22 protein-coding genes and 1 pseudogene are annotated in these 26,004 nt (G+C 66.3%); 9 read left to right on the top strand and 14 right to left on the bottom strand.

Annotation, left to right across the window (positions count from 1 at the left end; translation table 11 throughout):
* Positions 1–14: 14 nt before the first annotated feature.
* Positions 15–530 carry a GNAT family N-acetyltransferase gene (locus ACSQ3Q_RS23845; protein ID WP_436136779.1) on the bottom strand — a complete coding sequence of 172 codons (516 nt, stop codon included), beginning with the start codon at positions 528–530 and terminating at the stop codon, positions 15–17.
* Between the two features lie 158 nt (positions 531–688).
* On the opposite strand from ACSQ3Q_RS23845, the gene ACSQ3Q_RS23840 reads away from it, so the two are divergent.
* The gene (locus ACSQ3Q_RS23840; protein WP_436136778.1) at positions 689–1,102 is read left to right on the top strand and encodes a nuclear transport factor 2 family protein; all 414 of its coding nucleotides are present in this window, start codon (positions 689–691) and stop codon (positions 1,100–1,102) included.
* A gap of 98 nt (positions 1,103–1,200) precedes the next feature.
* Here the strand turns inward: ACSQ3Q_RS23840 and ACSQ3Q_RS23835 are convergent, their stop codons facing one another.
* The 4 genes from ACSQ3Q_RS23835 to ACSQ3Q_RS23820 all read right to left on the bottom strand — a co-directional run bounded on the left by ACSQ3Q_RS23835 (position 1,201) and on the right by ACSQ3Q_RS23820 (position 6,766).
* Positions 1,201–1,902, bottom strand: a complete 702-nt coding sequence (locus ACSQ3Q_RS23835) for a riboflavin synthase subunit alpha (protein WP_436136777.1) — start codon at positions 1,900–1,902, stop codon at positions 1,201–1,203.
* Between the two features lie 335 nt (positions 1,903–2,237).
* Positions 2,238–3,599: an esterase-like activity of phytase family protein gene (locus ACSQ3Q_RS23830; RefSeq protein ID WP_436136776.1), complete on the bottom strand. Its 1,362-nt coding sequence runs from the start codon at positions 3,597–3,599 to the stop codon at positions 2,238–2,240.
* A 250-nt stretch (positions 3,600–3,849) separates the two neighbouring features.
* A complete protein-coding gene (locus ACSQ3Q_RS23825) occupies positions 3,850–5,976 on the bottom strand; it encodes a TonB-dependent receptor (RefSeq protein WP_436136775.1) in 2,127 nt (708 codons plus the stop codon).
* 223 nt (positions 5,977–6,199) lie between these two features.
* Complete coding sequence (locus ACSQ3Q_RS23820) at positions 6,200–6,766, bottom strand: L,D-transpeptidase family protein (protein ID WP_436136774.1); 567 nt, start codon at positions 6,764–6,766, stop codon at positions 6,200–6,202.
* 247 nt (positions 6,767–7,013) lie between these two features.
* Here ACSQ3Q_RS23820 and ACSQ3Q_RS23815 point away from each other — a divergent pair, with 247 nt between their 5' ends.
* Positions 7,014–7,265, top strand: a complete 252-nt coding sequence (locus tag ACSQ3Q_RS23815; RefSeq protein ID WP_436136773.1) for a hypothetical protein — start codon at positions 7,014–7,016, stop codon at positions 7,263–7,265.
* A 25-nt stretch (positions 7,266–7,290) separates the two neighbouring features.
* On the opposite strand, the gene ACSQ3Q_RS23810 is transcribed toward ACSQ3Q_RS23815, so the two are convergent.
* The 5 genes from ACSQ3Q_RS23810 to ACSQ3Q_RS23790 all read right to left on the bottom strand — a co-directional run bounded on the left by ACSQ3Q_RS23810 (position 7,291) and on the right by ACSQ3Q_RS23790 (position 14,004).
* Complete coding sequence (locus tag ACSQ3Q_RS23810) at positions 7,291–8,994, bottom strand: FAD-dependent oxidoreductase (protein ID WP_436136772.1); 1,704 nt, start codon at positions 8,992–8,994, stop codon at positions 7,291–7,293.
* 142 nt (positions 8,995–9,136) lie between these two features.
* Positions 9,137–10,795: a polyamine aminopropyltransferase gene (locus ACSQ3Q_RS23805; RefSeq protein ID WP_436136771.1), complete on the bottom strand. Its 1,659-nt coding sequence runs from the start codon at positions 10,793–10,795 to the stop codon at positions 9,137–9,139.
* A 225-nt stretch (positions 10,796–11,020) separates the two neighbouring features.
* Complete coding sequence (locus tag ACSQ3Q_RS23800) at positions 11,021–11,242, bottom strand: DUF350 domain-containing protein (protein ID WP_370627755.1); 222 nt, start codon at positions 11,240–11,242, stop codon at positions 11,021–11,023.
* An 88-nt stretch (positions 11,243–11,330) separates the two neighbouring features.
* Positions 11,331–12,842 (bottom strand): DUF4178 domain-containing protein, encoded by a 1,512-nt coding sequence (locus ACSQ3Q_RS23795; protein WP_436136770.1) that lies wholly within the window; start codon positions 12,840–12,842, stop codon positions 11,331–11,333.
* A 106-nt stretch (positions 12,843–12,948) separates the two neighbouring features.
* The gene (locus ACSQ3Q_RS23790) at positions 12,949–14,004 is read right to left on the bottom strand and encodes an SPFH domain-containing protein (RefSeq protein WP_436136769.1); all 1,056 of its coding nucleotides are present in this window, start codon (positions 14,002–14,004) and stop codon (positions 12,949–12,951) included.
* 409 nt (positions 14,005–14,413) lie between these two features.
* Between ACSQ3Q_RS23790 and ACSQ3Q_RS23785 the strand changes: the two genes are divergently transcribed.
* Entirely contained in the window at positions 14,414–14,683 is a 270-nt protein-coding gene (locus ACSQ3Q_RS23785) for a DUF2061 domain-containing protein (protein ID WP_436136768.1), read from the top strand.
* 263 nt (positions 14,684–14,946) lie between these two features.
* On the opposite strand, the gene ACSQ3Q_RS23780 is transcribed toward ACSQ3Q_RS23785, so the two are convergent.
* From ACSQ3Q_RS23780 to ACSQ3Q_RS23770, 3 genes and pseudogenes are all read right to left on the bottom strand, one after another.
* Positions 14,947–15,252 carry a flagellar basal body protein gene (locus tag ACSQ3Q_RS23780; RefSeq protein WP_436136767.1) on the bottom strand — a complete coding sequence of 102 codons (306 nt, stop codon included), beginning with the start codon at positions 15,250–15,252 and terminating at the stop codon, positions 14,947–14,949.
* Between the two features lie 94 nt (positions 15,253–15,346).
* The gene (locus ACSQ3Q_RS23775) at positions 15,347–16,300 is read right to left on the bottom strand and encodes a LysR family transcriptional regulator (RefSeq protein WP_436136766.1); all 954 of its coding nucleotides are present in this window, start codon (positions 16,298–16,300) and stop codon (positions 15,347–15,349) included.
* Positions 16,301–16,337: 37 nt separating this feature from the next.
* Positions 16,338–17,265 (bottom strand): annotated as a pseudogene (locus tag ACSQ3Q_RS23770) (LysR substrate-binding domain-containing protein).
* A 95-nt stretch (positions 17,266–17,360) separates the two neighbouring features.
* Between ACSQ3Q_RS23770 and ACSQ3Q_RS23765 the strand changes: the two are divergent.
* From ACSQ3Q_RS23765 to ACSQ3Q_RS23740, 6 genes are all read left to right on the top strand, one after another.
* A complete protein-coding gene (locus ACSQ3Q_RS23765) occupies positions 17,361–17,846 on the top strand; it encodes a PaaI family thioesterase (protein WP_436136765.1) in 486 nt (161 codons plus the stop codon).
* A gap of 175 nt (positions 17,847–18,021) precedes the next feature.
* Positions 18,022–19,380, top strand: a complete 1,359-nt coding sequence (locus tag ACSQ3Q_RS23760) for an aspartate aminotransferase family protein (protein WP_436136764.1) — start codon at positions 18,022–18,024, stop codon at positions 19,378–19,380.
* A 72-nt stretch (positions 19,381–19,452) separates the two neighbouring features.
* Positions 19,453–20,973, top strand: coding sequence for a CoA-acylating methylmalonate-semialdehyde dehydrogenase (locus ACSQ3Q_RS23755; RefSeq protein ID WP_436136763.1), 1,521 nt, complete (start codon positions 19,453–19,455; stop codon positions 20,971–20,973).
* Between the two features lie 238 nt (positions 20,974–21,211).
* On the top strand, positions 21,212–23,560 hold the full coding sequence (locus ACSQ3Q_RS23750; protein WP_436136762.1) for an NADP-dependent malic enzyme: 2,349 nt from the start codon (positions 21,212–21,214) through the stop codon (positions 23,558–23,560).
* Between the two features lie 242 nt (positions 23,561–23,802).
* A complete protein-coding gene (locus ACSQ3Q_RS23745) occupies positions 23,803–24,210 on the top strand; it encodes a ribonuclease domain-containing protein (RefSeq protein WP_436136761.1) in 408 nt (135 codons plus the stop codon).
* 136 nt (positions 24,211–24,346) lie between these two features.
* A complete protein-coding gene (locus ACSQ3Q_RS23740; protein WP_436136760.1) occupies positions 24,347–24,772 on the top strand; it encodes a barstar family protein in 426 nt (141 codons plus the stop codon).
* A gap of 389 nt (positions 24,773–25,161) precedes the next feature.
* Here the strand turns inward: ACSQ3Q_RS23740 and rsmA are convergent, their stop codons facing one another.
* Positions 25,162–25,941 carry a 16S rRNA (adenine(1518)-N(6)/adenine(1519)-N(6))-dimethyltransferase RsmA gene (rsmA, locus tag ACSQ3Q_RS23735; protein WP_436136759.1) on the bottom strand — a complete coding sequence of 260 codons (780 nt, stop codon included), beginning with the start codon at positions 25,939–25,941 and terminating at the stop codon, positions 25,162–25,164.
* Positions 25,942–26,004 lie beyond the last annotated feature (63 nt).

Below are 26,004 nucleotides of genomic sequence, written 5' to 3'. Positions count from 1 at the left end.
GGCCGTGGTGGCCGCTATGCGTCAAGCGTTCGCACCATGTACACCGCCCCGTCGCCATAGCCCGCCAGCCGCGCACGCTGCACCGCATCGGCCAGCGGCTGGGCGGTGTAGCCGTGGCGCTGCCAGTAGGCTTCTGAGCCCTGCACCGACACCAGCGCCGTGTGCTGCAGGCCCTCCTTCGGCGCCTGGCTCCACATCGGCTCCAGCAGCGCCCGCGCAAAGCCCTGGCCCGCGCAATCGGGGCGCACTGCGAGGTCGTGCAGGTAGAGCGTGTCGACGTGTGGCGTGGCCTCAAAGTCGCCGTGCAGCGGCGTCACCTTGCCCCGCACCGACCGGTAGGCCGCCAGGTACGCGCAGACCACGCCTGCGCGCTCGAGCACCAGCGAGCAATGGACCGGGCTAGCCAGGCGGCGCGCGAAGACCTCGGCGCTCTCTACAAAACCTTCGCCGTAGCAGGCCAGCTGCACTGCGAGCAGGCCCGGCAAGTCGGACACGGTGAGCGGGCGGACAACGGGTGGGAGGGAATGCATCGCAGCCAAGGTGTTCATCAATTTGTCGGCCCGAATGATAGGCAAGGGCACGGCCCATGACCTGCGAGGTTATCGACGGTGCGCAGTGGCCTCGGAACAATGACCCCCAGCCGCCCGCAACGTTGCAGACGGCCCGTCCCACCCACAGGAGCCTTGCCATGAACACCGTTGAAACCGCAGCACATTCCACCACCCTCCCCACCGCCGCAACCGCCGCGCCTGAACTGGCCGCGCGCTATATCGCCGCCTGGAACGCGACCGAAGGCGCGCAGCGCGACCACCTGGTCCGCAGCACGTTCAGCAGTGATGTGGAGTACCGCGACCCGATGATGGAAGGCCAGGGCCACGACGGCCTGGCCGCCCTGATCACCGGGGCGCAGCAGCGGTTTGCGGGCCACCGCTTCACGCTGCTGGGCACGCCCGAGGGGCACCATGATGTCGTGCGCTTTTCGTGGGCCCTGGCGGCCGAGGGCGCCGAGCCGGTGGCGCGTGGCACCGACGTGGCCGAACTGGATGCGCACGGCCGCATGCGGCGGGTGACGGGTTTCCTGGACTACGTCGCAGGGGCTTGAGCCAGGTTCTTCATTCGGGGTTCCTCATCGCGCAGCGCTGCGCGGAGCCCGCCGACCTTGCACCTCGCGCGCCCGAGCTTGCGGTGCGGCCCGGGAACTTACTTCAACGTCGGCGGCTGCACGAAGTCATCGAGCGACAGGCCCTTCTCTTTCAGCAGCGCCTCCAGCACGGGCTGCAGGCGGCCCAGGCTTTCCTGCACGGCCTCGCGCACGGTATCCACCACCACCTGCGTGCTGCGCTCGATCTCGATGTTCAGGCGGTCGCCCACCTGCTTGTTCTCGAACACCGTGGCGCGGCGTGTCTCGGGGATCATCCAGATCTCGAACCAGCCCTCTTGCCGGTTCACCTCGGCCACCGTGAGGCTTGCGCCGTGGATGGCGATGTAGCCCTTGGCGAAGATATAGCGGCGAAACGCCTCGGGCACCGCCACGCGCCACACCAGGTTGTTGTCGAACTCGCGGCGCTGCACCAGCGTGCCGGTGAAGTCCACATGGCCCGACAGCGGGTGGCCGCCGATCTCTGCACCGTCCTTGGCCGCGCGCTCCACGTTCACGCGGTCGCCGTCGGCGTAACTGCCCAGCGTGGTGATGTTCAGGCTTTGTTGCATCACGTCGAAGTTGGCCTGCGTGGGCGAGAGGATCTCGGTCACCGTGAGGCACACACCATCGGTCGAGACGCTGGCGCCGATGGCGAGGTCCTGGCAGAAGCCGTCGGGGAAGTCGAGCGTGAAGGTGCGCAGGCCTGCGCGGTCGTGGATGGCGGCAATGCCTGCCGTGGCTTGGACGATGCCTGTGAACATGGTGGCGCGGCTTCCGGGTGCGTTGGAATGGGACCGGGAATTTTGCCACCCGCGGAATTCATGGGTGACGCAAGGGTTGGCCCCCCAAGCACCGCTCTTTCTGAGGCATCGCATCCGTCAGTAGCGCCTAAAACTGGCGCAGCCTGAGCCAGGGCAGCCAAGCAAGGGCCGCCCCGAAGCCGGGGCTGCGTCCCCCTGCCCGCATCGCACAGCGATGCGAGAGCGGGGGCTGAGGGCCGCGGCTCCAAGCCTGCATGTGCAGGTTTGACGGCCTGAAGAGCTGCCGCCTCTGGCGGCCAGCACCGAGGCGCGAAGCGTCTCAGGGGGGTGTCACCCTACTTTGCGCGCAGCAGCTCGCCCACTTCTAGCAGCACTAGCTCGTTGTCGTCCGCCTTGTTGGGCTCGCGGCTGCTGCTGAACGGCAGGTTGTTGTCGTTGCCCACGACGATGTGCGTGCCGTCCACCACATCCACGTTCTCAATGGTGAAGAACGGGAAGGTGAGCACGCCGTTGGTCAGCGGCTTCTTGCCCAGGCGCTTGGGGTCCTGGATGTTCATGAGGTCGATGTAGCCGACCTTGCGGACCTCGCCGCCCACATTCGCATCGCTCATCTCGACCTTGTACACGCGCTTGAACTTGGCGAGGTCGTGGAAGCAATCCGTGCGCTTCTGGCCTTCGGCACAGGTCTTGTCGGCCGTGCCTTCGCCGTTGTCGCGCTCGATGATCAAGCCCGCGTTGCCGTCGATCATGTTGAAGTCGCCGATGGCATGGTGGTTGGCCTCCAGCACGTACTTCCAGTGGCGGCCGGTCCATTGCTCGCTCTTCACGTCGAATTCCAGAACGCGCAGGTATTGCTTGCCGCCCACGTTCTCGTACGCCTTGGCCTCTTCGTTCCACAGCGCGCCTTCGAGCAGGGCGTAGAGCTTGCTGCCGTCCTTGCTGGACGCCATGCCCTCGTACCCCTTGGAGCGCTTGACTTCGAACGGCGTGGGCTTGGCGTCGGGCGCGCCGGGCATGAGCACGCCGGCAGCGTCGGGCGAGCGCACCAACTTGCCATCGACCTTGGTCTCGAACACGCCCAGCACCTTGCCGTTCAAATCCGCCTTGATGAGGTAGGGGCCGAACTCGTCGCCGATCCACAGCGCGCCACCAGCAAACTGGAAGCTCTCCGGGTCAAAGTCGGCGCCAGTCAGGTAGCGCTGGTCCGTGCCTTCTTGCGTGATGCGAAACGGCACCTTCTTGTCCGGGTCGTGCAGGAACACGGTCTTGTGGCGGTTGAACTGGCCGCTTTGGAAGTCCACCGTGTAGTGGTTCAGGTACAGCATGAAGTCGGCCGAATTGGCCTTCGCGCCCGCGCCGTTGTCGGTCAGGATCCAAAACGATCCATCGGCCATGCGCTTGATGCCCGAGTGGCCCTGGATCGGCTGGCCCTTGAAGGGCAGCGACACGCCCGTGTCGCGCCCGCCCGACTGGCCCATTACCGTGCCGATGGCCTCCACGCGGCGCGGGGTGGTGAATTTGCCGCTGACCTGCAGGTCCTGGGGCGCGTCCTTGGGGGCCGGAATGACGGTGAAGGCGGGCAACACCGCGTGGCCGGCCAGCGTGGCAGGGTAGGCCTGCTGGGCGAGGGTGGTGGTGGAGACAGCGGCGGTGCACACCAGCAAGGCGCACGCGGCAAGGGCAGAAAGTCGGGGCATGGGGTTTGGCAGTGGGAGAACGGAGAAGCCGCCACCATGCCCGCGCCGCGTGACGCGGCTGTGAAACCGCCACGGGCCGCGCCAGCGGCCGGGCCATTCAGGGGAACCTCACGGCATCCCCGTGCCACCGCTGATTGTTGGTTCACCCCTTGGCAGGTCGTCAGGCGGTCTGCTCTGCCCGCCTCACGCCCACTGCCATTACTACTATATTCATAGCAATAAAGGCTTATGGATAAAGCGCTGGAGGCCTCTAGAACGTCCATTTCGCACTGATGCGCACGCTGCGCGGCTCCATCGGATGCACGTGCCGCCCCTCGATGCCACTGCCGCACTCGCCGCGCGCCACCTCGCTCGCGGTGCAGGATGCGTACAGGTACTCGATGTCATTGGCCTTCTTGCCCGCCAAGTTGAACACGTCCAGCCCCAGGGTGAGCTCGCGGCTGACGGCATAGCGGGCGCCCACGTTGAGCAGGGTGTTGGCACGCGAACGCACGCTGTTCAAGGTGTTCAGCGCGCGCGGGCCCATGTAGCGCAGGCGCAGCGATGTGGTCCAGGGGCCGTCGGTATAGATGGCGCCCGCAGCAAACACGCGCTCTACCGCGTTGTCCACGTAGTTGCCCTCGCCCGCGGGCGCCACGCCGCGAAAACGCGCGCGCGATACCGCCGCGTCGGCTTCATAACGCCAGCGCGGGCTGGCCTTCCAGCGCACCGTGGCCTCCACGCCGCGGCGCTGGCTGGCACGGCCGGGCTCGGTGGTGCCGGCATCACCCACGTACAGCAGTTCCGAATCGAGCTGGAGCTGCCACAGCGCGGCGGTCACGCTCAAACCGTCATCGGGCTGAAAGCGCCAGCCGATTTCTGCACCCTTGCCCCGGGCCAGCGCGGGCACGCGATCAGAAGGCAGGCCCGATTGCGGGTCGGTGCGGATGGTGGCCCCGCGCACGTCGTTGCTGTGAAAACCGACGCCTGCGTTGAGGTACAGCTCGTGCGCAGGCGCGACCGCAAATGCCAGACCGGCCTTGGGACTCAGCTGCGCGTCGCTGCCGCGGCCGCTGTTGGCGGCGCCGTATACCGGCTCACGGCCTGACACGTCGTAGCGCAGCACATCGCCCCGCAGGCCCGCGTAGCCGCGCCAGCGTTCGCTGAGGGTGACGAACTGCTGGACATGCAGGGACACCAGGTCCTGCGCGACCTTGTCATTGCGCACGGTGGCGAGGCGCTGGCGCGCGGCCGTGGGGTACAGGCCCACCTCGCTGATGCGGTCGCCGCGCCACTGCGCGCCGAAGCTCAGCAGGCCGTCCAGCCCGGCAACGCGATTGGGCAGGCTGTGTGAGACCTGCGCCCCAAAGACACGGCGCCGGTCGGTCTGCTCGAACTGGTCGCCAAGGGCCGGGTTGTTCAGGTAATACGTGAAGTCGGAATACAGCGCGAAGCGGTAGTCAATGGCATAGGCGCTGAACTGCGTGCGGCCGTTGGGGCCGTTGTCGAACCACTTGCCCGACAGGCTCAGGCGCCGGGTGTTGCCGCCATCGGTGGGGTTGAGCGAGCCGAACCGGGGCAGCTCGCCGCTGTCGATCAGCCGCTCGGGGATCTGGTCGGTGGCGTTCCAGCGGCTGCGGTAGGCCATGCCGGTGATGCTGAAGCCTTGCGCGGGCGAGCCCTGCGAGTAGCGCACCACGGCGTTGATCTTGCGCAGCCGCTCGGGCACGTCCCAGGGGCCGTCGTTGCCCTCCAGCTCGATGGCGCCCAGCCATGTCTGGTCGCCCTGCGTGCGTGAGCCTGCTGCCAACAGCCGGCGCAGGCGGTGGGCGCCCAGCGTGGTCTCGACAAAGGGTGCGTCCAGGGCGCTCAGGTAGTCGAGCGACGCGCTGCCGGCCAATGAGAAATCGCCGTTGTCGGCAAAGTACGGCCCCTTGCGGTAGCGCACCCCGGAGACCAGGTCGGGGATCAGGAAGTTCAGGTCGGCATACCCCTGGCCATGGCCGTGCGTGGGCATGTTCACGGGCATGCCATCGACCGTGACGGCGAAGTCGGTGCCGTGGTCCAGGTTGAAGCCCCGCAGGAAGTACTGGTTGGCCTTGCCGTCGCCCGAATGCTGGGTGGCCACCACGCCGGGCACCGCCTCCACGATGTCGCCCGGCCGCAGCTTGGGGCGCGCCCGGAACGACTCCCGCTCGACCGCGCCTTCGCTGGCACTGTCGGCCACGCCGATGGCCGCGTCGCGCGGGCCGCTGACCTCCACCTCGGGCAAGTGGCTCGGCGCGGTGGTTTGCTGCGCCCGGGCGCCATGGGCCCCCAAGAAGCACAGAACGAGCACCAGCGCGTGCGGGCGCAGGGCAAGGCACGGGCGCGGATCGGGGCGGGGAGCGAGCTGCATGTGGGGACTCGGGCGCACTGGGTGCGTGGGTGGATCGGGCCGGCCGCGTCGCATGGCGTGGCTTGGCGGCTGCTGCGGCGTTGAAGCCAATACGCGCCGCGGGGCAGGCCGGATTCAGCGGGCGCCCCACCCGCTGCGGCCCCACCGCTCAGAAGAAAAATCTGCCAGAGCAGGTTCTCTCAATTTGATAGCAGAAAACCATTTAACAATAAGCGCTAGCAGCCTATCTGACCTGAAGATGGCTTGCACGGCGCCCGGCGATGCCGTCATCAATGTGCACCAGCGTGCCGACGGCGACCCGGTCGAACAGATCGGTCACGTCGGCATTGGCCATGCGCACGCAGCCGTGCGAGGCGGGCACGCCCAGCGGGGTGCCGTCGGGGCAGCCGTGCAGGTAGATGAAGCGGCGCAGCGTGTCCACCGCGCCGCCACGGTTGGTGCCGGGCTCGCACCCGGTGAGCCAGAGGATGCGGGTGAGGATCCAGTCGCGCCCCGGGTGCTGCTGGGCCAGGGCCTCGGAGTACACCTCGCCCGTCGGCCGCCGGCCCACGAACACCGTACCGGGCGCGCAGCCCGCCCCCACCTTGGCGCGCACGCGGTGCAGGCCGCGCGGGGTGCAGCCGCTGCCGTGGACTTCGCCCACCCCGTTCAGCGCAGTCGACACCGTGTAGCTGCGCTCAATGGCTCCGGCGATCACCAGGTCCAGCCGCTGCAGCGCGACGTCGATGTGCAGTTGGGTGTCCGCCACCACGATCAACCCGCCAACACCCGCCCGGCGCCGCGGCCGCATGCCAAGCCGTCGAACGCCCGGCGGGCTGTGATGATGGGTGCCAACGTACAGAACATTTGCTCTGCATTTGATAGCTACCAGTGCTGTGTTGTCAAACGCTGCAGGTTGATTTGCCACCAGCGCTGCCAGCCCGGCGCAATGGCAGCATGGCATGCCCCGGATCGCGCAGGGAGCTTTTGCCGGTTTGGGGGATCACACCGGGCCCACCGCATGCACGCCCACCGCCCCCCACCGCCGGACCCACCCCATGGAAACCCTTTCTGCATTGCAATCCCTTGGCCTCGAACTGCCCAGCCCGGCCTACATTGCGGGCGCGATCGTGTTCGGCCTCATCGGCATGGCCGCGTACTGGCATGGCAAGAAGTCCGCGCGACGGCGTACGCGCTGGTGGGGCGTGGCCCTGATGTTCTACCCCTACGCCGTTCCGGTCACGTGGCTGCTGTATGCGGTGGGGGTGGCGTTGTGCCTGGGCCTGTGGTGGGATGCGCGGCAGGCATAGCGGTGCGCTTTTTGCGCTCCCCCTTTCACCCCGCCACCGCCAGCCCCGCGCCGTGTCCGCGCGTGAAGGCTTCTTCAAACACCGAGTAGCCCGACCAGTCGCTGTGCGCAAACGCGAGGCGCGCCGTGGCCGGCGTGGGGATCCACGGCGTTTGCTCTGCTTTTGATAGCTGCTTGCGCTTGTCAGGCAAGCGCTGGAGGCCGATTTGGCTTAAATACGTGAGCAAACCCGGCGTGGGCACCGCCATGGCGTGGCCGTAGCGCGTGATCTCGACGCGCGTGGCGCGGCGGCGCAGGTCGGGGTGGGGCACCGACAGTGCCTCCAACACGGCGTCGGCCCAATGCTGCCAGGGCTGCTGCGCCAGCTGCTGGCGGGCGTCGGGCACGCTGCTCGCACCACCAAGAGCCTGGTAGTAGGTCAGCACCGTGGGGCCGGCCAGCGTGGCGCGCGTGTCCAGGCGCTGGTGTCCGGCGTCGACATAGCCCAGGCCGCCGGGCGTGGGGTCGGCGTAGAGCACGTTGTCCCAGGCGGGCGCGGCGCCGGGGCGGTCGGCCAGCGGTCCGTCGATGTGGATGTTGGCCACGAGCCAGGGCGCCCACGACAGGCGCTGCGCGGCGCCGGTGAGGAACGCTGGCGGGTTGCGCACCACGCGCGCCGCGATCATCACGGGCAGCGCCACGATGCAGCGCGGCGCCTGCCAGCGCTCGACGCTGTCGGTGGCGTGGTTGTACGCGTCCACCTCGACGCCGTGGCGGCCCTCGGTGATGCGCAGCACGCTGGTGGCGGTGCGCAGCTGGCCTCCGGACGCCAGTGGTGCGGCCAGGCGCTGGGTGATCCAGCCATTGCCCTCGGGCCAGGTGAGCACGCTCTCGCGCGATTCGTCCGCAGGCTCGCCCGGCGCATGAAACCCATGGCGGCTGGCAAAGTAGTGGATGCCCGCCCAGGCCGACACCCCGGCTGCGCCCGTACCGTAGTCGTCGCGGCAGCAGTAGTCGAGGTACCAGAGCAGGTGCTCGTCGTCGAAGCCCTGTTGCTGCAGCCAGGCCGCAAAGGTCACGGCGTCGAGCGCCTGGTGCGCCTTGGCAAGCGGCTTGCCCGGGGCCAGCGAGCGCATCACCGGCATGGTGAAACGCGCGGCCTTGGCAGCGTCGTCCACCGCCTCTGCAAAACGGCGGTACTGGGCTAGCGTGGTGTCGGGCACGCCGTGCACAGGCAGCAGGCCGTCTTGCCATTCGCCTTCAAAAAACAGGCGCTCCTGCGGGCTGTGGCACAGGTGGCGCTCGTCATAGCGCCAGCGGCCCGACACGCGCTGGCGCAGGCCGAGTTCTTCGAGCAAGTCCTGCACCTCGCGCGCGTCGTCGCCCGGCACGGGCAGGTAGTGCGCGCCCAGCGGGCAGGCAATGCCGCTCACCGCCCCGCCCCGGCTGTTGCCGCCGGCGCGGTCCTCCAGCTCCAGCAGCGCAAAATCATCCACCCCGGCCAGCCGCAGCGACCGCGCTGCTGCCAGACCCGCCACGCCGCCGCCGGCAATGATCACCTGCGCGCGGCGCACCACCGCGGGCTCGGGCAGGGTGCCGGTCTTGAGCAGGTCGCGCAGCGCATGGCCCCGCGCCATGTCGATACCCGCAAAGCCGCCCTGCAGCACACGCGGGGCCTCGTCGCACCCCGGCAGCAGCACGGCCGTGGTGGCCGACGCGGCAGCGGTGGCAAGGAAGTGGCGGCGTTGCATGGGGCAGATTCTGCGTTAGCGACTCAGGGCGCGGCGCACGCCACGGGCGCTGCCCGAGCCCGTGCGCCCGTGGAACGGGCTCCGCCAGGGCACAGGTGGTGGCGCAACGTGGAGGGCGCCGCAAAACGGCTCTGAAGAGTTCTCAATGTTTTCCCCACTCGCGTTCATAGGTATGCACGAGCGCCTGGTTCGACAGCCGGTTCACCTCCGTCGGCACCCTGGCCATGTCGCGCGGAAAGTCGAACAGCAGCGGCAGCGAATTCAGCGTGAGAAAGCGCAGGTTGTCCGGCAGCGTCTCGGGCAGGCGCCAAGGGCGGCGGCTGGCCACCACAAAACCCCATTCGCCAAAACTCGGCACATGGGCGTGGTACGGCGCCGTCTGCAGGCCCACCGACTCCATGGTCTGCACCACGGTCCAGAAGCTCTTGCGCGCGACCAGCGGCGAGGTGGTCTGCACGACGGCATAACCGCTGGCCGCCAGCCGGTTGGCCAGCAGCGCATAGAAGCTGTTGGTGTAGAGCTTGCCGATGGAGAAGTTGGTGGGGTCGGGGAAGTCCACCACGATCACGTCGAAGAGTTCGTTGGCAAGGGTTTCGGTGGCCGCCGCTGCGGCTGTGGATGACGTTGCCGGTGGTTTGACGGCAGGGCGGTCGCCCGCCGTGGCCGCCTTCGCATCGCCGCTGGCCGGTGTTGCCGCGTCTGCCCCGCCGCCTTGCAGCCAGCCAAACGCATCGGCGTTGACGATCTTCACCCGCGGGTCGCGCAGCGCATGGCCGTTGAGCTGCGCCAGCATGGGGTTCTCGCTGAAGATGCGCGTCATCGCCGGGTCGAGCTCCACCAGCGTCACGGACTCCACCGAGGGGTACTTCAAGATTTCGCGCACGGCCATGCCGTCGCCACCGCCGAGCACCGCCACCCGCTTGGGCGCCCCATGGGCCGACATGGCCGGGTGCACCAGCGCCTCGTGGTAGCGGTACTCGTCGGCCTGGGCAAACTGCAGGTTGCCGTTGAGGTACAGCCGGTGTCCGAGGCGCCCCTGCGTGACCACAATGCGCTGGTAGGGCGATGCGGTGCTGAAGACGATGCGGTCCTGGTAGAACTTGTCTTCGGCAAAGCTGGTGATGTGGTCGGCCCCCGCAAAGCCCGCCAGCAACAGGCTGAGCACCATCGCACACGCCGCCACGTGCGCGCGCAGGCGCCGCAGCTCGTGCCGAAACAGCCACACGGCCCACAGCGCCACGGCGGCATTCATGATGCCAAACAGCAGCCCCGTGCGGATCAGCCCCAGGTGCGGCACCAGCAGCAGCGGAAACGCCAGCGACACCGCCAGCGCCCCCAGGTAGTCGAAGGTGAGGACCTGCGAGACCAGGTCCTTGAGCGCCACGTTGCGCTTCAAGATGCGCATGACCAGCGGGATCTCCAGCCCCACCAGCGTGCCCACCACCATCACCATGCCGTACAGCAAGAACCGAAAGGCGCCGGGCGTGTACGCATTGGCCAGGAACAGCGTGGCCGGCAGCGCGCCGCCGACCAGCGCCACCAGCAGCTCGATGCGCAAGAAATGCGCGGGCAGCTGCCGCTCGAAGTACCGCGACAGCCACGAGCCCACGCCCATGGCAAACAGGTAGGTGCCGATGATGGTGGAGAACTGCAGCACCGAATCGCCCAGCACATAGGACGCGAGCGCCCCGGCGGCCAGTTCGTACAGCAAGCCGCAAGCGGCCACGACGAAGACGCTGATGAGCAGCGCGATGTCGATGGGGCGGGCCGAGGAAGGGGGAAGGGTGGGGTTCGGGGACAAGCGGCTATTTTGCTGTGCCGCGCGGGGTGATCAGCCGCCCGGCGAGGAGATGGTGGTGCGGGTGCGGCAGGGCGGGTGCGTCACCCATGCTGCGGGGCTGTTGGGGAGTCCCTTGCGGCCAGTGATTGGCAAGGGCGCGCGTTCATGCGGCGGCAGGCCGGGGCGCTCGGAACGTGGCAACCCAGAGGCTGGCGCGGCGCACAGCACCCGCCCCGCGCGCGTTCGTCAGTGGATCGCCGCCGCCACGATGATGCTGATGCCCAGGCACATCGCTGCGACCACCAGCCCGAGCGCCTGGTTCTGCTTCTCGACGATTTCGCGCCACAGGTCGTAGGGCGTGATCTTGTCCACGATGACGAAGCACAGCCAGAAGATGACCACGCCGATCAGTGCGTACAGGATGGACCCGAGGAACGCCGCGGGCCTGAGCCATTCGATTCCCATCATGATGTGATCTCCTTGAAAACGGTTGTCTGTCTGTCGATTGAAAAAGGGTGTGCGGCGGGCGCCAGCGGGTCTGTCTGCCGCGCCCGGCCTACTTGTGGCTGCCGCCCGAGGAATACCCGCCATACGATCCGCCCGAGCTGCGGGAGCTGGACGAGGAGCAGTTCTCTACCCGCGGGTCGCAGCGCGAGCAGCGGCTGAGCAGGATCAGCAGGACCAGGATCACCACCGCAATCAGGATGATGGTGCCGCAGCCCAGGCCCGACTTGGCCACGAACGGGCCGGTGTCATCGCGCTTCAGGGCGTCCGCCTTGTCGTCGAGCTTGAAGGCCTTGGCCACCGCGTCGCTGGCGATCTTGTCGCCGGCAGACCAGGTGATCTCGTTCGGGCTTTGCTCCATCGACAGCACGCCCTTGCTGCTTTCATAGTCGCGGTTGCTTGTCTTCTGTCCGCGCGTGACCTGCCAGTAGAACTCGCCCAGCACGTAGGTGGTCTCGGCCTCGTAGCTGTATTTGAGCTTGTACGGAGTGCCGAGGTAAGTGGCCGTGCTGCCGGTGCCGCCCAGTTGCGGCGCGCCCGTGGTGGGGCGCACCATGCTCCAGCCTTCTTCCGAATCGACCAGGAAGGCGAAGCCACGCTTCTGGTTGTAGAGCAGGTATTCGCTCCAGCCGAAGTGCTCGTCGTCGCCGGGCTCCACGCCCATGCGGTGCTGAAAGCCCACCACCTGCCAGTGCACGCCTTGCAACTGGCCTTTAGCCCCGAGCGGAATGAGGGGCTGCACCGGCTCGTCCTGCTCGGCCGAGCTGAGCTCGGCGCCCACGCCGCTATCGAGGTTGATGATGCTGGCGCAGGAGCCGCAGGTGATGCTCTTGGTACTGGACAGCTGCACCTGCACCGGCGCGCCGCAGTGCGGGCAGTTGAACTGGCGGCCTTTTTCGTCCTTGGCGGATTCGTCCTTCAGGCCCTGGAGCTGCAGGTCTTCGAGCAACACGGACTTGCCGCGCTCCACATTGGGCGGCGTGTGGCCGTAGTCGATGCTGACCACTTCGCCGTCGGCGCTGCGCAGCTCGACCATGCCAAAGGGCTCGCCCAGTGGTGGGAGCTTGGGCAGCTCGCCCTGGGCGGAGATGAGCGATGCCTGGCCGGTGTAGGCCACGCTGTAGGGCTTGCCGTTGATCGCCGTGGTGCTGCCCACCCGAAAGCGCTCGGCTGCGGGCATCTCGCGGCCCGGGTCGATGGTGCGGGTGAAGACATAGGCGCCGTTGTCCTCGCCCAGCGTAGCCAGGGTGCCGTCGTTGAGGAAAGCCGCCCATTCGGTCCAGACGCCCGCGGCACCCTTGTATTGCAGGCGGCCCACCAGGGTGAAGGGGATGTCCTTGCCGTCGAGCTCGATGCGCCCACTGGCCATGAGCTGCAGCGGGCTGTGGTCGTCGAACAGCTCGGCCATCTTGCCCAGGCGCTGCAGCACGTCGCCATTGCGCACCACCGTGCTCTGGCAGTAGCCGCAGACGGCGTGGGTGGACTGGGCGCTTTTGAATTCAACCGGCGCGCCGCAGCCAGGGCAGGGCGCGCGGTAGTACCGCTGTGTCGGGTCGGTGGCCATCGTGTGGTGTGTCTGCCTGCGCCTTTTCAGCGCGGTTTCAAGGCCTTTTTGGCCTCCCGCGCTGGTCCCTCAAGCACTTGCAGCTATTTTTTTGATAGCAACCGCGTCAGATCAGCTTTTTGAGCAGTTCGGCCTTCTTGGCGTCGAACTCTTCCTGGGTCAGGATGCCCTTGGACTTGAGGTCCCCGAGCTTCTCGAGCGTGGCCATCACGTCCTCGGGCTTGACGCCCAGGGGCGTCGCGGCGGCCTGCGCCGCTGCTGCGGCCGCGGGTGCCACGGGCGTCTGCAGGCCCTGCTGCAGGTTCTGCGCGAGCACCTGGCCCAGCGCCACGCCCGCGCCCAGGCCCATGGCGTCGCCGGCAATCCCGCCGCCGCCATTGCCCGAGCCTTCGGCAAACTTGGGGATGGCCTGCGCCGTCTGGTACTGCATGAACTTGCCCATGTCGTTGCCGACCATGCCCATGCCGATCTTCTGATCGAGGATCTTCTGCAGCTCTTCGGGCAGCGAGACGTTCTGCACCGTGAGCGACTCGATCAAGATGCCCAGCTTGGCGAAGATGGGCGCAAGTTCCTTGACCAGCGCGTCGGCAAACATCACCTGGTTGGCCGCCAGATCCAGGAACGGCAGGCCGCTGCTGGCAATTGCGTTGCTGATGTTTTGCAGCACCATGCCGCGCAGCTGACCTTCCAGGTCGGCCACGGGGTAAGACTCGCGCGTGCCCGAGATCTCGGTGTGGAACAGCTTGGGGTCGGCAATGCGGAAGGCGTAGTTGCCGAAGGCGCGCAGGCGCACGGCGCCGAAGTCCTTGTCGCGGATCGTGATGGGCTGGGGCGTGCCCCACTTCTGGTCGATCTGCTGGCGCGTGCTGAAGAAGTACACGTCGCTCTTGAAGGGGGACTCGAAGAGCTTGTCCCAGTTCTTCAGATACGTCAGGACCGGGAGGGTCTGCGTCGTGAGCTTGTAGGTGCCGGGGCCAAACACGTCGGCCACCTGGCCTTCGTTGACGAAGATCGCCATCTGCGACTCGCGCACCACCAGCGTGCCGCCGTTCTGGATTTCCATGCCGGCCATGGGGAAGCGCCAGGCCAGGGTTCCGTCCCCCTCTTCGGTCCATTGAAGGATGTCAATGAACTGTTTCTTGATGAAGTCCATGAGGGCCATGTGTGCTCCCAAAGCAAAAGGGGGGGTTGAAAAGAGCGGCCATCATAGCAACGGGGCTGTGGCGCCCAGGGGCTTTTTTCAGGCGGCGGGCGTGAAGTAGTTCACACACTGGGCGGCGCGACTTGCGCTAGGCAGGCGCTTCACGATCGCGCATCGCGTGGGCACGCAGATCGGGCCGGGCTGAGGAGCTTGAAGCGCCGCCAGGGCGACTGCCGTGGCGATGGCCAGCCATCTCCACGCAGCAACCCGCCCCGAGCCCTTCAATGCAGGTGGCACAGGCCCGCGGCTATCTCCGCGGTAGCGGCAATCAATTGGCCCGCGCTATTGCGAATGCCTACCATTTACCCATGCAGTCCTTTGTCCGTCTTCTAAAGAGTCAGGACCCGCCATCCCACCCCAGGAGCCCACCATGTCCCGCATCCGCCACGCCGCCCACCAGAACAAGCACATGCTCATGAAAACCGGCAGCTACTACCTGGTCCACATTTGCGTGGCCGCGATGGTGGCCTACGCGGTCACGGGCAATTTCTGGGCGTCGCTCACGCTCAGCCTGCTGGAGCCTACGGTCCAGGCCGTGGCCTTTTTCTTCCACGAAAAGGCCTGGGACCGCAGGGCGCAAAAGTCGGCCGCTGCGGTCCGCTCAGGCCCCAACGCCGCGCTGGCCCCTCAAGCCGGTTGAGCAAGGGCCGCCCTACTGGGTTACGCAACAGCAATACCGCAACCAAGGAGTTCGCCATGTACAAAATTCCCCTGCACAGCCGTTCGGCGGCGGGCCTGGCCTTTCAGCGCTGGCTGGTCAACCGCCTGGCCCGGATGGCACCGGCGCACTGAACAAAGATCAAAACCGCCCGCCCAGAAAACCGAATGCCCCGGCAGGCGGGGCATGGAGCGGCGAAGGGTCGGGACGAATGCCCGGGCGCGAGGTGCGCTGCGCGCTGGCCGTCAGGCCTTGATGTCGAGCAGCGACCCCATCATCTGGTCCTCTGTCTTGATGGTCTGCAGGTTGGCCTTGAAAGCGTAGGTGGCCGACATCTGTTCCACCGCCTCTTTCTCCAGCGCCACCCCTTCAGCCTCTTGCTGGCGCTGCACCGTGGCCCGCACGCCAGCGCTGTCGGCGGCTTCTTCCTGCGCCACCACCTGGCGGCGGTAGTTGGGGGTGTTCATGTTGGCCACGTTGTTGGCCGATGCGTCCAGCCGCAGCTGGGCGGCCTGCAGGCCCGAACTACCAATGGAAGAAATGCTTGCCATCATGTGCTCCGCGCGAGGCGTTGGGGGTGGATGGGGAAACCGAACGCCCGATTGTCCGCCTGCACGGCTGCGCCCGCAAGAGCGTGGCGTGCGTTCAAGCCCCGTGCGCCTGCACCAGGCACTGCGCAAACGCCTGCGCCGCCCGCGGTGGCTGGGGCGACTTGCGCAGCACGCTCACAAACTGGCACCGGTAATGGAACTGCGCCGGCAGCACCGCCTGCATCAACCCCTGGCGCTCGAAGCTTTCGGCGTAGTGGTCGGGCAAAAAACCCAGGTAGCGCCCCGACAGGATCAGGGTGGCAATCGACTCCTGGTCGAACCCCGTGGCCTTGCGCGGCAGGCGGGTGCTGTGGCTCAGTTCCATATTGGGCGAGTGGTAGCCCAGGCCCGCAAACTGGTAGGCGCGCAGCGATTCCCAGGTGAGCGCGGCATGGTCGGTGCCGTACAGCGGGTGGCGTGCCCCACAGTAGAGCAGCATGGTTTCGGCGAACAGGTCGGCATAGACCAGGCTTTGCGACGTGCGGTGCGCGGGGATGATGCCGACATGAAACGTGCCGTCGATCAGCCCACGCTCGATGGCCGGGATGGACGCCACGTGCATCTGCAGGCTGACTTCGGGCGCCTGGCTGGCAAACAGCGCAATCGCGTCGCCAATGTGCGCGGCCGGGTTGCTGGCGGTTTTGTCGAACACCGCCACCTCCAGCCGGCCGCCCATGCGCCGGTGGATGTCGTCGATGCTGCTGCGAAACGCATCCACGGCCGACAGCAGGCGCAGGGTTTCGTCGTACACGCGCTGGCCCTCGGGCGTGAGGGCAAAGCCCGCGCGGCCCCGGCGGCACAGCGTCAGGCCCAGGCGCGTTTCCAGGTCCTTGACGTGGCGGCTCACGGTGCTGGTGCCGATGTTGAGCTCCAGCTCGGCCGCCGCCATGCCACCGCACTCCACCACCGCCTTGAAAACCTGCAGCAGGCGCAGGTCCATGTCGGAAAGCTGGCCCAGCACGGCGCGGGGGCGCGGGGCGGAGGCGGGGGGCACGGGGCGGGTCTGCATGAGGAGCGGTGGAGGGCGGGCGAGGGCGGTAGGCCGATTATGAAAGCGGCCCGGCGCGCTCGGCCCCCGCCTCGGCTTCGATCCACGCGGCGACGCCGCGCACGTCGTCGGGCGGATGGGGTTGCGCCTGTAGGAGCCAGTAGGCGTGCGCCGTCTGCACCGTGCATTGGGCCTGCCCGGCCAGCACCAGCCGGCCTTCGTCAAGCAGCGGGCGGATCAGTTCGAGCCGCCCCAACGCAACGCCTTGCCCGGCCAGCGCGGCCTGGATGACCTGGTCGTACTGGTTGAAGCGCAGAACGCCACTGGGCCGGACAGAGGGCCAGCCCATGGCAGACGCCCAGCCCTGCCACTGCAGCCAGGGGTGTTCGGGCGCATCGAACTCGAGCAGGTTCAGCGCCTGCAGATCCTCGGCCGCGCAGATCGACCGACAGGCCAGCGATGCCGACGCCACAGGCGCCACGGTCTCGCCAAACAGCCGGCGCGCGCCCTCCGGCGCGTCCTCGGCAGTGGCGTAGCGGATGGCCAAGTCGATGCCGTCGCTGCGCAGGTCCGCCACGCGGTTGTTGGCAGACACCCGCAAATCCACCCCGGGATGGAGCTGCTGGAGCCGGCTCAGGCGTGGCAACAGCCACAGGCCGGTCACGCCGATGGAGGCGCTCAGCGTCGGGGCGGGGCACGCCCCGCGTGCTGATGCTCCCCAACACATCCTGCAGCTGCTGGAGGGCTCCGTCGGCACTGCGAAAAAGCCGCTCGCCCTCGGGGGTGAAGGCGATGCTGCGGTGGCCACGCACCAGCAGCCGCACGCCCAGCTGCGCCTCGAGCGCCGCAACCTGCCGGCTGACCGCCGACTGGGTAAGGCACAGGTCCTGCGCTGCCTGCGTGATGCTCATGCGGCGCCCTACCGCGACAAAGCCACGCACCATGTCGAGCGGGGGCAGTTGAACCAGCGGGAGGGGAAGTCGCATTCTCATGGCGCATGCGAAGAGGAGAAAAGATCGATTGAAGCACAGGCCGCCCCTGCCTTTAATCGAGGTTGTTACCAGCCCTGAAAGGACTCCGCATGACTCCCGCCCTTCGCCAGCTTTCCGTGCTGGATTACCTGCAGCGCCAGCTGGCGGGCACGCTGGCCCCCGGCGACGCCACCCACATGCGTTACCCCACAGCGATCTCCGCGTTGCTGGCGTTTCGCATCGTCGCCATCGGCGAGGGCACGGCCAGCATCGAGTTGCAGGCCGACGCCGCCCTGCATGGCAACCAGCAGGGCACCGTGCACGGCGGTTTGCTGTGCGAGCTGGCCGACGCCGCCATCGGCACGGCCCATTCCACGTTGATGCAACCGGGCGAGAGCTTCACCAGCATCGATCTTCGGGCCACGTTTTTGCGGCCGGTCTGGCAGTCGCGGCTGTGTGCCCGGGCGTGGGCCGAGCACCGCGGGCGCACGATCAGCCACTACCGCTGCGACATCGAGCGCGAAGACGGCAAACCCGTGGCCAGGATGGCGAGCACGGTGATGACGCTGCGCGACGCGCATGCCCAAGGCCGCTGAGGCACAAACAAGCACAACCGCCCCACGGGGTAGATCGACTCTCGAACGGATTTGGAGCATCCGCAACGCCGCGCTGTTACTTGCATAAACAGGCAAGTAAACATGGATATTTGATGCTTTGAGAAATTAACCAGCAAACCAACAATGGCGTTTTCTCCCTCCCACGGAAATCGCCATGTCCTTTGCCGTCATCGATCCCAACCCCGCAGCCGCCGTGCGCACCGACGCTGCCTGGCTCGAAGCCCACTGGATGCCGTTCACCGGCAACCGCAATTTCAAGGCCAAGCCGCGCATGATCGTGAGCGGCCAGGGCGCCTACTACACCGACTCCGAAGGCCGCAAGATCTTTGACGGCCTCTCGGGCCTGTGGTGCTCGGGCCTCGGCCACGGCCGCAAGGAGGTGGCCGAGGCCATCGGCCGCGCCGCTGCCACGCTCGACTATTCGCCAGCCTTCCAGTTCGGCCACCCGGCGTCGTTCGCACTGGCCAACAAGCTCAAGGAGCTGACGCCCGCGGGCCTGGATTACGTGTTCTTCACCGGCTCGGGCTCCGAGTCGGCTGACACCTCACTCAAGATGGCCCGCGCGTACTGGCGCGCCAAAGGCCAGGCGAGCAAGACCCGCCTGATCGGCCGCGAGAAGGGCTACCACGGAGTGAACTACGGCGGCATCTCGGTGGGCGGCATCGTGGGCAACCGCAAGACCTTCGGACAGGGCATCGAGGCGGACCACATTCCCCACACGCAGCCACCGGCCGGCACCTTTCAGAAGGGCATGGCCGAGGACGGCGGCCGTGCGCTGGCTGACAAGCTGCTGGACGTGATCGCGCTGCACGACGCATCCAACATTGCCGCGTTGATCGTGGAGCCGTTTTCAGGCTCGGCCGGCGTGGTGATCCCGCCCCGGGGCTACCTGGAGCGCATCCGCGAGATCTGCACGCAGAACAACATTCTGTTGATCTTTGATGAAGTGATCACCGGCTTTGGCCGCTGCGGCACCTGGACGGGGGCCGAGGCTTTTGGCGTGACGCCCGACATCCTGAACTTTGCCAAGCAGGTCACCAACGGCGCGCAGCCGCTGGGCGGCGTGATCGCCACCAAGGAGATCTACGACACCTTCATCAACCAGGGCGGTCCCGAGTACATGCTCGAGTTCCCGCACGGCTATACCTACTCGGCCCACCCCGTCGCCTGCGCTGCCGGCAATGCAGTGCTGGACATCCTGCAAAAGGAAGACATGCCCGGCCGCGTGAAAGCCCTGGCGCCGTACTTTGAGAACGCAGTGCACGGCCTCAAGGGCGCCAAGCATGTGGCGGACATCCGCAACTACGGCCTCGCGGCAGGTATCACCATCAGCGCGCTGCCCGGCGAGCCCGCCCGCCGCCCGTACGACATCGCGATGAAATGCTGGGAAAAAGGCTTTTACGTGCGCTACGGCGGCGACACGATTCAGCTGGCACCCCCGTTCATCAGCACCGAGGCCGAGATCGACCGCCTGGTGAGTGCGCTCGGCGATGCGTTGACCGAAACTGCCTGACGCTCCTATTTTGATAGCTGCTAGCGCTTTACCATCAAGCGCTGGCGGCACTTTTTGCTTGAAATTACCACTATGTTGAACGACAAGAACGTCACCACCACCGTCGGCCACCTGATCGACGGCAAGATCGTTGCCGACACCGAACGCACGCAGCCGGTGTTCAACCCGGCCACCGGCCAGTCCACCACCAGCGTGGCGCTGGCGAACAAGGCCACGGTCGAGGCCGCCATTGCATCGGCCGAGGCCGCCTTCCCGGCCTGGCGCAACACGCCGCCTTTGAAGCGCGCCCGGGTGATGAGCAAGCTCAAGGTCCTGCTCGAAGACAACGCCGACAAGATCGCCGCCATGATCACCGCCGAACACGGCAAGGTGCTGAGCGACGCACACGGCGAGCTGCAGCGCGGCATCGAAAACGTGGAATACGCGAGCTATGCGCCCGAGCTGCTCAAGGGCGAACACAGCCGCAACGTCGGCCCCAGCATCGACTCGTGGAGCGAATTCCAGCCGCTGGGCGTGGCGGCGGGCATCACGCCCTTCAACTTCCCGGCCATGGTGCCGCTGTGGATGTGGCCCATGGCCGTGGCCTGCGGCAACACCTTTGTTCTCAAGCCGTCGGAGCGTGATCCTTCCTCCACGCTGTTCATCGCCCAGCTGGCGCTGGAAGCCGGCCTGCCACCGGGCGTGCTCAATGTCGTCAACGGCGACAAGACGGCCGTGGACACGCTGTTGCAGGACCCGCGCGTCAAGGCCGTGAGCTTTGTGGGCTCCACCCCCATTGCCGAGTACATCTACGCCGAAGGCTGCAAGCACGGCAAGCGCGTGCAGGCCCTGGGCGGCGCCAAGAACCATGCCGTGCTGATGCCCGACGCGGACGTGGGCAACGCGGTGAGCGCCCTGATGGGCGCGGCGTACGGATCGTGCGGCGAGCGCTGCATGGCCATCCCGCTGCTGGTGGCAGTGGGCGACGCAGTGGGAGACGCCGTGATTGCGGGCCTCAAGACCGAAATCGCCAAGATGAAGGTCGGCCCCGGCACGGACAACGGCAACGACATGGGCCCGCTGGTCACCAAGCAGCACTTCGAGAAGGTGAAGGGCTATGTGGACCAGGGCGTGGCCGAAGGCGCGACGCTGGTGGTGGACGGCCGCGATGTGAAGGTGGCTGCGGGCCACGAGCAAGGCTACTTCCTGGGCGCCTGCCTGTTCGACAACGTCAAGCCGGGCATGAAGATCTACCAGGAGGAAATCTTCGGCCCCGTGCTCGGCGTGGTGCGCGTGAAGACGCTGCAGGAAGCCATGCAGCTCATCAACGACCACGAATACGGCAACGGCACCTGCATCTTCACGCGCGACGGCGAGGCGGCGCGTTACTTCACCGACCACATCCAGGTCGGCATGGTGGGCGTGAACGTGCCCCTGCCCGTGCCCGTGGCGTATCACTCGTTCGGCGGCTGGAAGCGCAGCCTGTTTGGCGACCTGCATGCCTACGGGCCGGATGCCGTGCGCTTCTATACCAAACGCAAGACCATCACCCAGCGCTGGCCGTCGGCCGGTGTGCGCGAGGGCGCAGTGTTCGCCTTCCCCAGCAGCCGCTGACCCTCCCTCGGTTTCACCTGCCACGCCCCACAGTCTTCGGCTGCGGGGCGTTTTTGTTGGCGAAGCCGGGAGATGGCGGTGTTTTTGCCAGGGCGAACATGACCCATCTAAGCAGATTTGCTTACTAGGGTTTTTACCGGCGTCGTCCTACAATCGCGGACCCTTACAAAGCTGACAGCAACGCGCGCGGAGCCGCTGCAGCATGGTTTTTTGCACCACCTTGAGTTGGAGACACTGAATGCCCGAGAACACCACGGACCAGAACAACAACAACAACGAATCTGACAAGCGCGCCCAGTTGCGCCGTGCCGCTCTCGAGTACCACGAGTTTCCCAAGCCCGGCAAGCTGTCGATTGCCGCCACCAAGCAGATGATCAACCAGCACGACCTGGCGCTGGCTTACTCGCCCGGCGTGGCAGCGCCCTGCGAAGAAATCGTCAAAGACCCGGCCAATGCGTTCCGCTACACCTCGCGCGGCAACCTGGTCGCCGTCATCACCAACGGCACCGCCGTGCTGGGCCTGGGCGACATCGGCGCGCTGGCCTCCAAGCCGGTGATGGAAGGCAAGGCCGTCCTGTTCAAGAAGTTTGCCGGCGTGGACGTGTTCGACATCGAGATCGATGAGAAGGACCCGCAAAAGCTGGTGGAAGTGATTGCCGCGCTGGAGCCGACCTTCGGCGCCATCAACCTCGAAGACATCAAGGCGCCTGATTGTTTTTATGTAGAGCGCGAGCTGCGCAAACGCATGAAGATTCCGGTCTTCCATGATGACCAGCACGGCACGGCGATCACGGTGGCCGCGGCCATCGTGAATGCGCTGAAGGTGGCGGACAAGAAGATCGAGGACGTGAAGCTCGTGACCAGCGGCGCGGGCGCCGCAGCGCTGGCCTGCCTGAACCTGCTGCTCAAGGTCGGCATCCAGCGCAAGAACGTGTTTGTCACGGACTTGGCCGGCGTGGTCTACGAAGGCCGCGAAGAGCTGATGGACGACGACAAGCGCCAGTTCATGCAACCGACAGACGCGCGCAAGCTGGCCGAGGTGATGGTGGGCGCGGACGTGTTCCTGGGCCTGTCGGCCGGCAATGTGCTCAAGCCCGAAATGGTCGCCTCGATGGCCGAGCGCCCGGTGATCTTCGCGCTGGCCAACCCCAACCCCGAGATCCTGCCCGAACTGGCCCACAGCGTGCGCAGCGACATCATCATGGCCACGGGGCGTTCGGACTATCCGAACCAGGTCAACAACGTCCTGTGCTTCCCTTACATCTTCCGCGGTGCCCTCGACTGCGGCGCCACCACCATCACCGATGAGATGGAGATCGCCGCGGTCCACGCGATTGCCGAACTGGCCCAGGCCGAGCAGAGCGAAGTCGTGGCCGCAGCCTACGTGGGCGAAAAGCTGTCCTTTGGCCCCGAGTACCTGATCCCCAAGCCGTTCGACCCGCGCCTGATGATGAAGATCGCGCCGGCGGTGGCCCAGGCCGCCGCCGACAGCGGCGTGGCACAGCGCCCCATCGCCGACATGGACGCGTACCGCGACCGCCTGCAGACCTTCGTCTACGCGTCGGGCACGACGATGAAGCCGATCTTTGACGCCGCCCGCACTGCCGCCAAGAAGCGCGTGGCCTACGCCGAAGGCGAAGAAGAGCGCGTGCTGCGTGCTGCGCAGATCGTGGTGGACGAAAAAGTGGCGCGCCCCACGCTGATCGGCCGCCCCGCCATCATCGCCCAGCGCATCGAAAAATTCGGCCTGCGCCTGAAGGAAGGCGTGGACTACGACGTGGTCAACACCGACTTCGACCACCGCTACCGCGACTTCTGGCAGACCTACCACCGCATGACGGAACGCAAGGGCATCACCCAGCAGGTTGCCAAGATCGAGATGCGCCGGCGCCTCACGCTCATCGGCGCCATGATGCTGCACAAGGGCGAGGTCGACGGTCTGATTTGCGGCACCTGGGGCACCACGCACAACCACCTGCTGTACATCGACCAAGTCATCGGCAAACACGCCGGCGGCGCCGACAGCACGGCGCAGGACGTGCCGGTGTACGCCTGCATGAACGGCCTGATGCTGCCCGGCCGCCAGGTGTTTCTGGTGGACACGCACGTCAACTACGACCCCGCGCCCGCGGAGCTGGCCGAGATCACCGTGCTGGCCGCCGAAGAGATGCTGCGCTTTGGCGTCAAGCCCAAGGCCGCGCTGCTGTCGCACTCCAATTTCGGCACCAGCAACAGCCCCAGCGCCATCAAGATGCGCCAGACGCTGGAGCTGCTGCGCCAGCAGGCGCCGTGGCTCGAAGTCGACGGCGAAATGCATGGCGACGTGGCGCTGGACGGCAAGGCCCGCGCGGCCGTGATGCCCAGCAGCGAACTCACGGGCGACGCCAACCTGCTGGTGTTCCCCAACATCGACGCTGCCAACATCGCCTACAACCTGCTCAAAACCGCCGCGGGCGGGGGCATCGCCATCGGGCCGGTGCTGCTGGGCGCCGCCAAGCCGGTGCATATCCTGACGCCGAGCGCCACGGTACGCCGCATCGTGAACATGACAGCCCTCACGGTGGCCGATGCCAACGTGTCTCGGTGAGCCATGGATAGATAGCAAGCGCTAACTTAAAAGGCCTTCATCCCCGTTCAGCGTCTGCCCAATCTTTGTGCAGACGCTTGCTTTTTGGGGGCCATTGAGTCACACTAGCGGGTCGAAATTTCGGGTTAACCCGTAGGTTTCTGGAGTCTGGACTTATGCAAGCAAGGGTGCATGAAGTGCGTCTTCAGGGATAGGCGATCTGCTTGTCCCGGATTGCATAAGTCGTGTGAAAGGTTTCGTTGATGCTGAAGGCTGTAGCCACCCAGGCGCGCAAAGCAGGGTTTTTGTGTGTTTTGGGTGTTGCGTTCGTGTTGTCCCCGGTTGCGGGGCACGCCCGGAAATCCCCGTCACCCGGCGGTTCTCTCACTCCCATCGCATTGGCCGAGCTGCCCCGAGAGGGGCGCGCAACCTATGCGCTGATCCATGAGGGTGGGCCATTTCCGTACGACAAGGACGGCTCGGTTTTCGGCAATCGCGAGCGGCTGTTGCCCGCCCACCAGCGGGGCTACTACCGTGAATACACCGTCAGAACGCCAGGATCGCGCGACCGGGGAGCCCGGCGCATCGTGTGCGGCGGCAAGCCCCGTATTCCGGACGCCTGCTACTACACCAGCGACCACTACGCCAGTTTTCGCGAAATCGTTGAGTGACCCCGCTTCGGTGCACCACGCCATGAACTTGGCGATGTGTTCCGTATCCCATTGAATTCCCCACCCGCAGGCGGCCTTGGTGCTGCCTTGCGAAATGCCAGAAGTTTGTGGACTTTAAAAAGAAAGAGTAGCGGAGATGCAGACGCCACTTCTTAAACACCCAGAGACGCCACTTCGTGGCGTGCGCACGAACATCGTGCAGTCCATTCGCGCGTTCCGCGTGCAGGACTTGCAGGATGCCGCGACCTCCATGGGCCACCATTTCTTGTACGCCAACCTGGCCCACGCACAGTCCAAGCAGGATGTGCTCGATCTGATTGCCGGGCAATTCACCTTCCCGTCGCACTTCGGCAAGAACTTCGATGCCCTGTACGACTGCATGACAGACCCGTTGCACAAATCGGGCCCGCAGCCCGGCTTCATCGTGGTGCTTGAGCAGATCCCCGCCACCGGCAAGTTCGACAAGGAAGCCCGCGAGCAGCTGCTCGACATCTTCCGCGACGCCGCAGACTACTGGGGGGACCGGAAAATCCCCTTCCGGTGTTTCTATTCTTTTCTGTAGCCCGTTCTGCATCCACCAGCCAAGCAGAACGGGCTAACGAGGCTACCGGCACCCAAGGTGTCGAAGGCATTGAGATCAGCAGCGCTGATCCCACCGCAGAAAAGATGCCGACGGACAAGCTCGTGGACGTATCGCCCATGGCGTTGCGCATGAGCAGCCCCTTCAATTCGGGCTACTGGCTTTCGGCTGCTTGAATTCGGACCATCCCCCTGAGGCGCTGCGCGCCTTCCCCCTTCTCTCGAATTGCTGCGCAATTCGGGAAAGGGGACACCGCCAGCGCGGCGGGGCGGCCCTTGCGCGGCGGTTCTCGCATGGGTCGCGCCAGTTTTCAAGATTAGCGACCTGATTGGTGCCTAGCGCTTACCCATCAAGCGCTGGCAGCTATTGATTTATGAGCACGCCTGTGCCAGGGCCACAAATTCGGCCACAGGCACTTCCTCGGCGCGGCGCTGGGTGTCGAACGTGCCGGCAAACTGGCGTGTTTCGAGCCAGCGGCCCAGCGTGTGACGCAGCAGCTTGCGGCGCTGGCTGAAGGCCACCTGCACCAGTTCTTCCAGCAAGGGCATCGACAAGGGCGCGGGCTCCGCGTGCGGCACCATGCGCACCACGGCGCTGTCCACCCGCGGCGGTGGATCGAAGCTCTCGGGCGGCACGAACAGCACGTTTTCCATGGCGTAGCGCCACTGCAGCATCACCGACAGGCGGCCGTAATCGCTGGTAGCGGGCTTGGCCACCATGCGGTCGATCACTTCCTTTTGCAGCATGAAGTGCTGGTCTTCGATGACCTGCACATGGTCCAGCAGATGGAACAGGATGGGCGTGGAGATGTTGTAGGGCAGGTTGCCCACCACACGCAGCCGCAAATCCGGCAGTCCGGTGCGGGTTCGGAACTCCTGCGCCAATTGCGTGAAATCGACCTTGAGCACATCGGATTCGATCACGTCGAGCTGGCCGTGCAGGCGCAGGCGCAGCGCCAGGTCGCGGTCGAGCTCGATCACCGTCAAGCGGCCCAGGCGCTCCACCAGGGGCTGGGTCAGCGCTGCAAGACCCGGCCCGATCTCGACCATGGGCTGGCCCGGCTGGGGCGCAATGGCCTGAACGATGTCTTCGATGATGCTTTTGTCAGAGAGGAAATGCTGCCCGAAGCGCTTGCGGGGGATGTGTTTCATGCCGTTGGCTCGCTGGTATTTTCGATGTGCCGAACGACGGCAGGCGAGCTCTGCAAGGGGCGC

This window comes from Acidovorax sp. LjRoot129, assembly GCF_964253765.1.
Classification (GTDB): domain Bacteria; phylum Pseudomonadota; class Gammaproteobacteria; order Burkholderiales; family Burkholderiaceae_C; genus Acidovorax.
This window is presented reverse-complemented; position numbering and strand designations above follow the sequence as displayed.

Bases quoted from the DNA above. Each gene is read 5' to 3' on its own strand.
- ACSQ3Q_RS23845 (WP_436136779.1), bottom strand. From the start codon at position 530: ATGCATTCCCTCCCACCCGTTGTCCGCCCGCTCACCGTGTCCGACTTG.
- ACSQ3Q_RS23840 (WP_436136778.1), top strand. From the start codon at position 689: ATGAACACCGTTGAAACCGCAGCACATTCCACCACCCTCCCCACCGCC.
- ACSQ3Q_RS23835 (WP_436136777.1), bottom strand. From the start codon at position 1,902: ATGTTCACAGGCATCGTCCAAGCCACGGCAGGCATTGCCGCCATCCAC.
- ACSQ3Q_RS23830 (WP_436136776.1), bottom strand. From the start codon at position 3,599: ATGCCCCGACTTTCTGCCCTTGCCGCGTGCGCCTTGCTGGTGTGCACC.
- ACSQ3Q_RS23825 (WP_436136775.1), bottom strand. From the start codon at position 5,976: ATGCAGCTCGCTCCCCGCCCCGATCCGCGCCCGTGCCTTGCCCTGCGC.
- ACSQ3Q_RS23820 (WP_436136774.1), bottom strand. From the start codon at position 6,766: ATGCGGCCGCGGCGCCGGGCGGGTGTTGGCGGGTTGATCGTGGTGGCG.
- ACSQ3Q_RS23815 (WP_436136773.1), top strand. From the start codon at position 7,014: ATGGAAACCCTTTCTGCATTGCAATCCCTTGGCCTCGAACTGCCCAGC.
- ACSQ3Q_RS23810 (WP_436136772.1), bottom strand. From the start codon at position 8,994: ATGCAACGCCGCCACTTCCTTGCCACCGCTGCCGCGTCGGCCACCACG.
- ACSQ3Q_RS23800 (WP_370627755.1), bottom strand. From the start codon at position 11,242: ATGATGGGAATCGAATGGCTCAGGCCCGCGGCGTTCCTCGGGTCCATC.
- ACSQ3Q_RS23795 (WP_436136770.1), bottom strand. From the start codon at position 12,842: ATGGCCACCGACCCGACACAGCGGTACTACCGCGCGCCCTGCCCTGGC.
- ACSQ3Q_RS23790 (WP_436136769.1), bottom strand. From the start codon at position 14,004: ATGGCCCTCATGGACTTCATCAAGAAACAGTTCATTGACATCCTTCAA.
- ACSQ3Q_RS23785 (WP_436136768.1), top strand. From the start codon at position 14,414: ATGTCCCGCATCCGCCACGCCGCCCACCAGAACAAGCACATGCTCATG.
- ACSQ3Q_RS23780 (WP_436136767.1), bottom strand. From the start codon at position 15,252: ATGGCAAGCATTTCTTCCATTGGTAGTTCGGGCCTGCAGGCCGCCCAG.
- ACSQ3Q_RS23775 (WP_436136766.1), bottom strand. From the start codon at position 16,300: ATGCAGACCCGCCCCGTGCCCCCCGCCTCCGCCCCGCGCCCCCGCGCC.
- ACSQ3Q_RS23765 (WP_436136765.1), top strand. From the start codon at position 17,361: ATGACTCCCGCCCTTCGCCAGCTTTCCGTGCTGGATTACCTGCAGCGC.
- ACSQ3Q_RS23760 (WP_436136764.1), top strand. From the start codon at position 18,022: ATGTCCTTTGCCGTCATCGATCCCAACCCCGCAGCCGCCGTGCGCACC.
- ACSQ3Q_RS23755 (WP_436136763.1), top strand. From the start codon at position 19,453: ATGTTGAACGACAAGAACGTCACCACCACCGTCGGCCACCTGATCGAC.
- ACSQ3Q_RS23750 (WP_436136762.1), top strand. From the start codon at position 21,212: ATGCCCGAGAACACCACGGACCAGAACAACAACAACAACGAATCTGAC.
- ACSQ3Q_RS23745 (WP_436136761.1), top strand. From the start codon at position 23,803: ATGCTGAAGGCTGTAGCCACCCAGGCGCGCAAAGCAGGGTTTTTGTGT.
- ACSQ3Q_RS23740 (WP_436136760.1), top strand. From the start codon at position 24,347: ATGCAGACGCCACTTCTTAAACACCCAGAGACGCCACTTCGTGGCGTG.
- rsmA (WP_436136759.1), bottom strand. From the start codon at position 25,941: ATGAAACACATCCCCCGCAAGCGCTTCGGGCAGCATTTCCTCTCTGAC.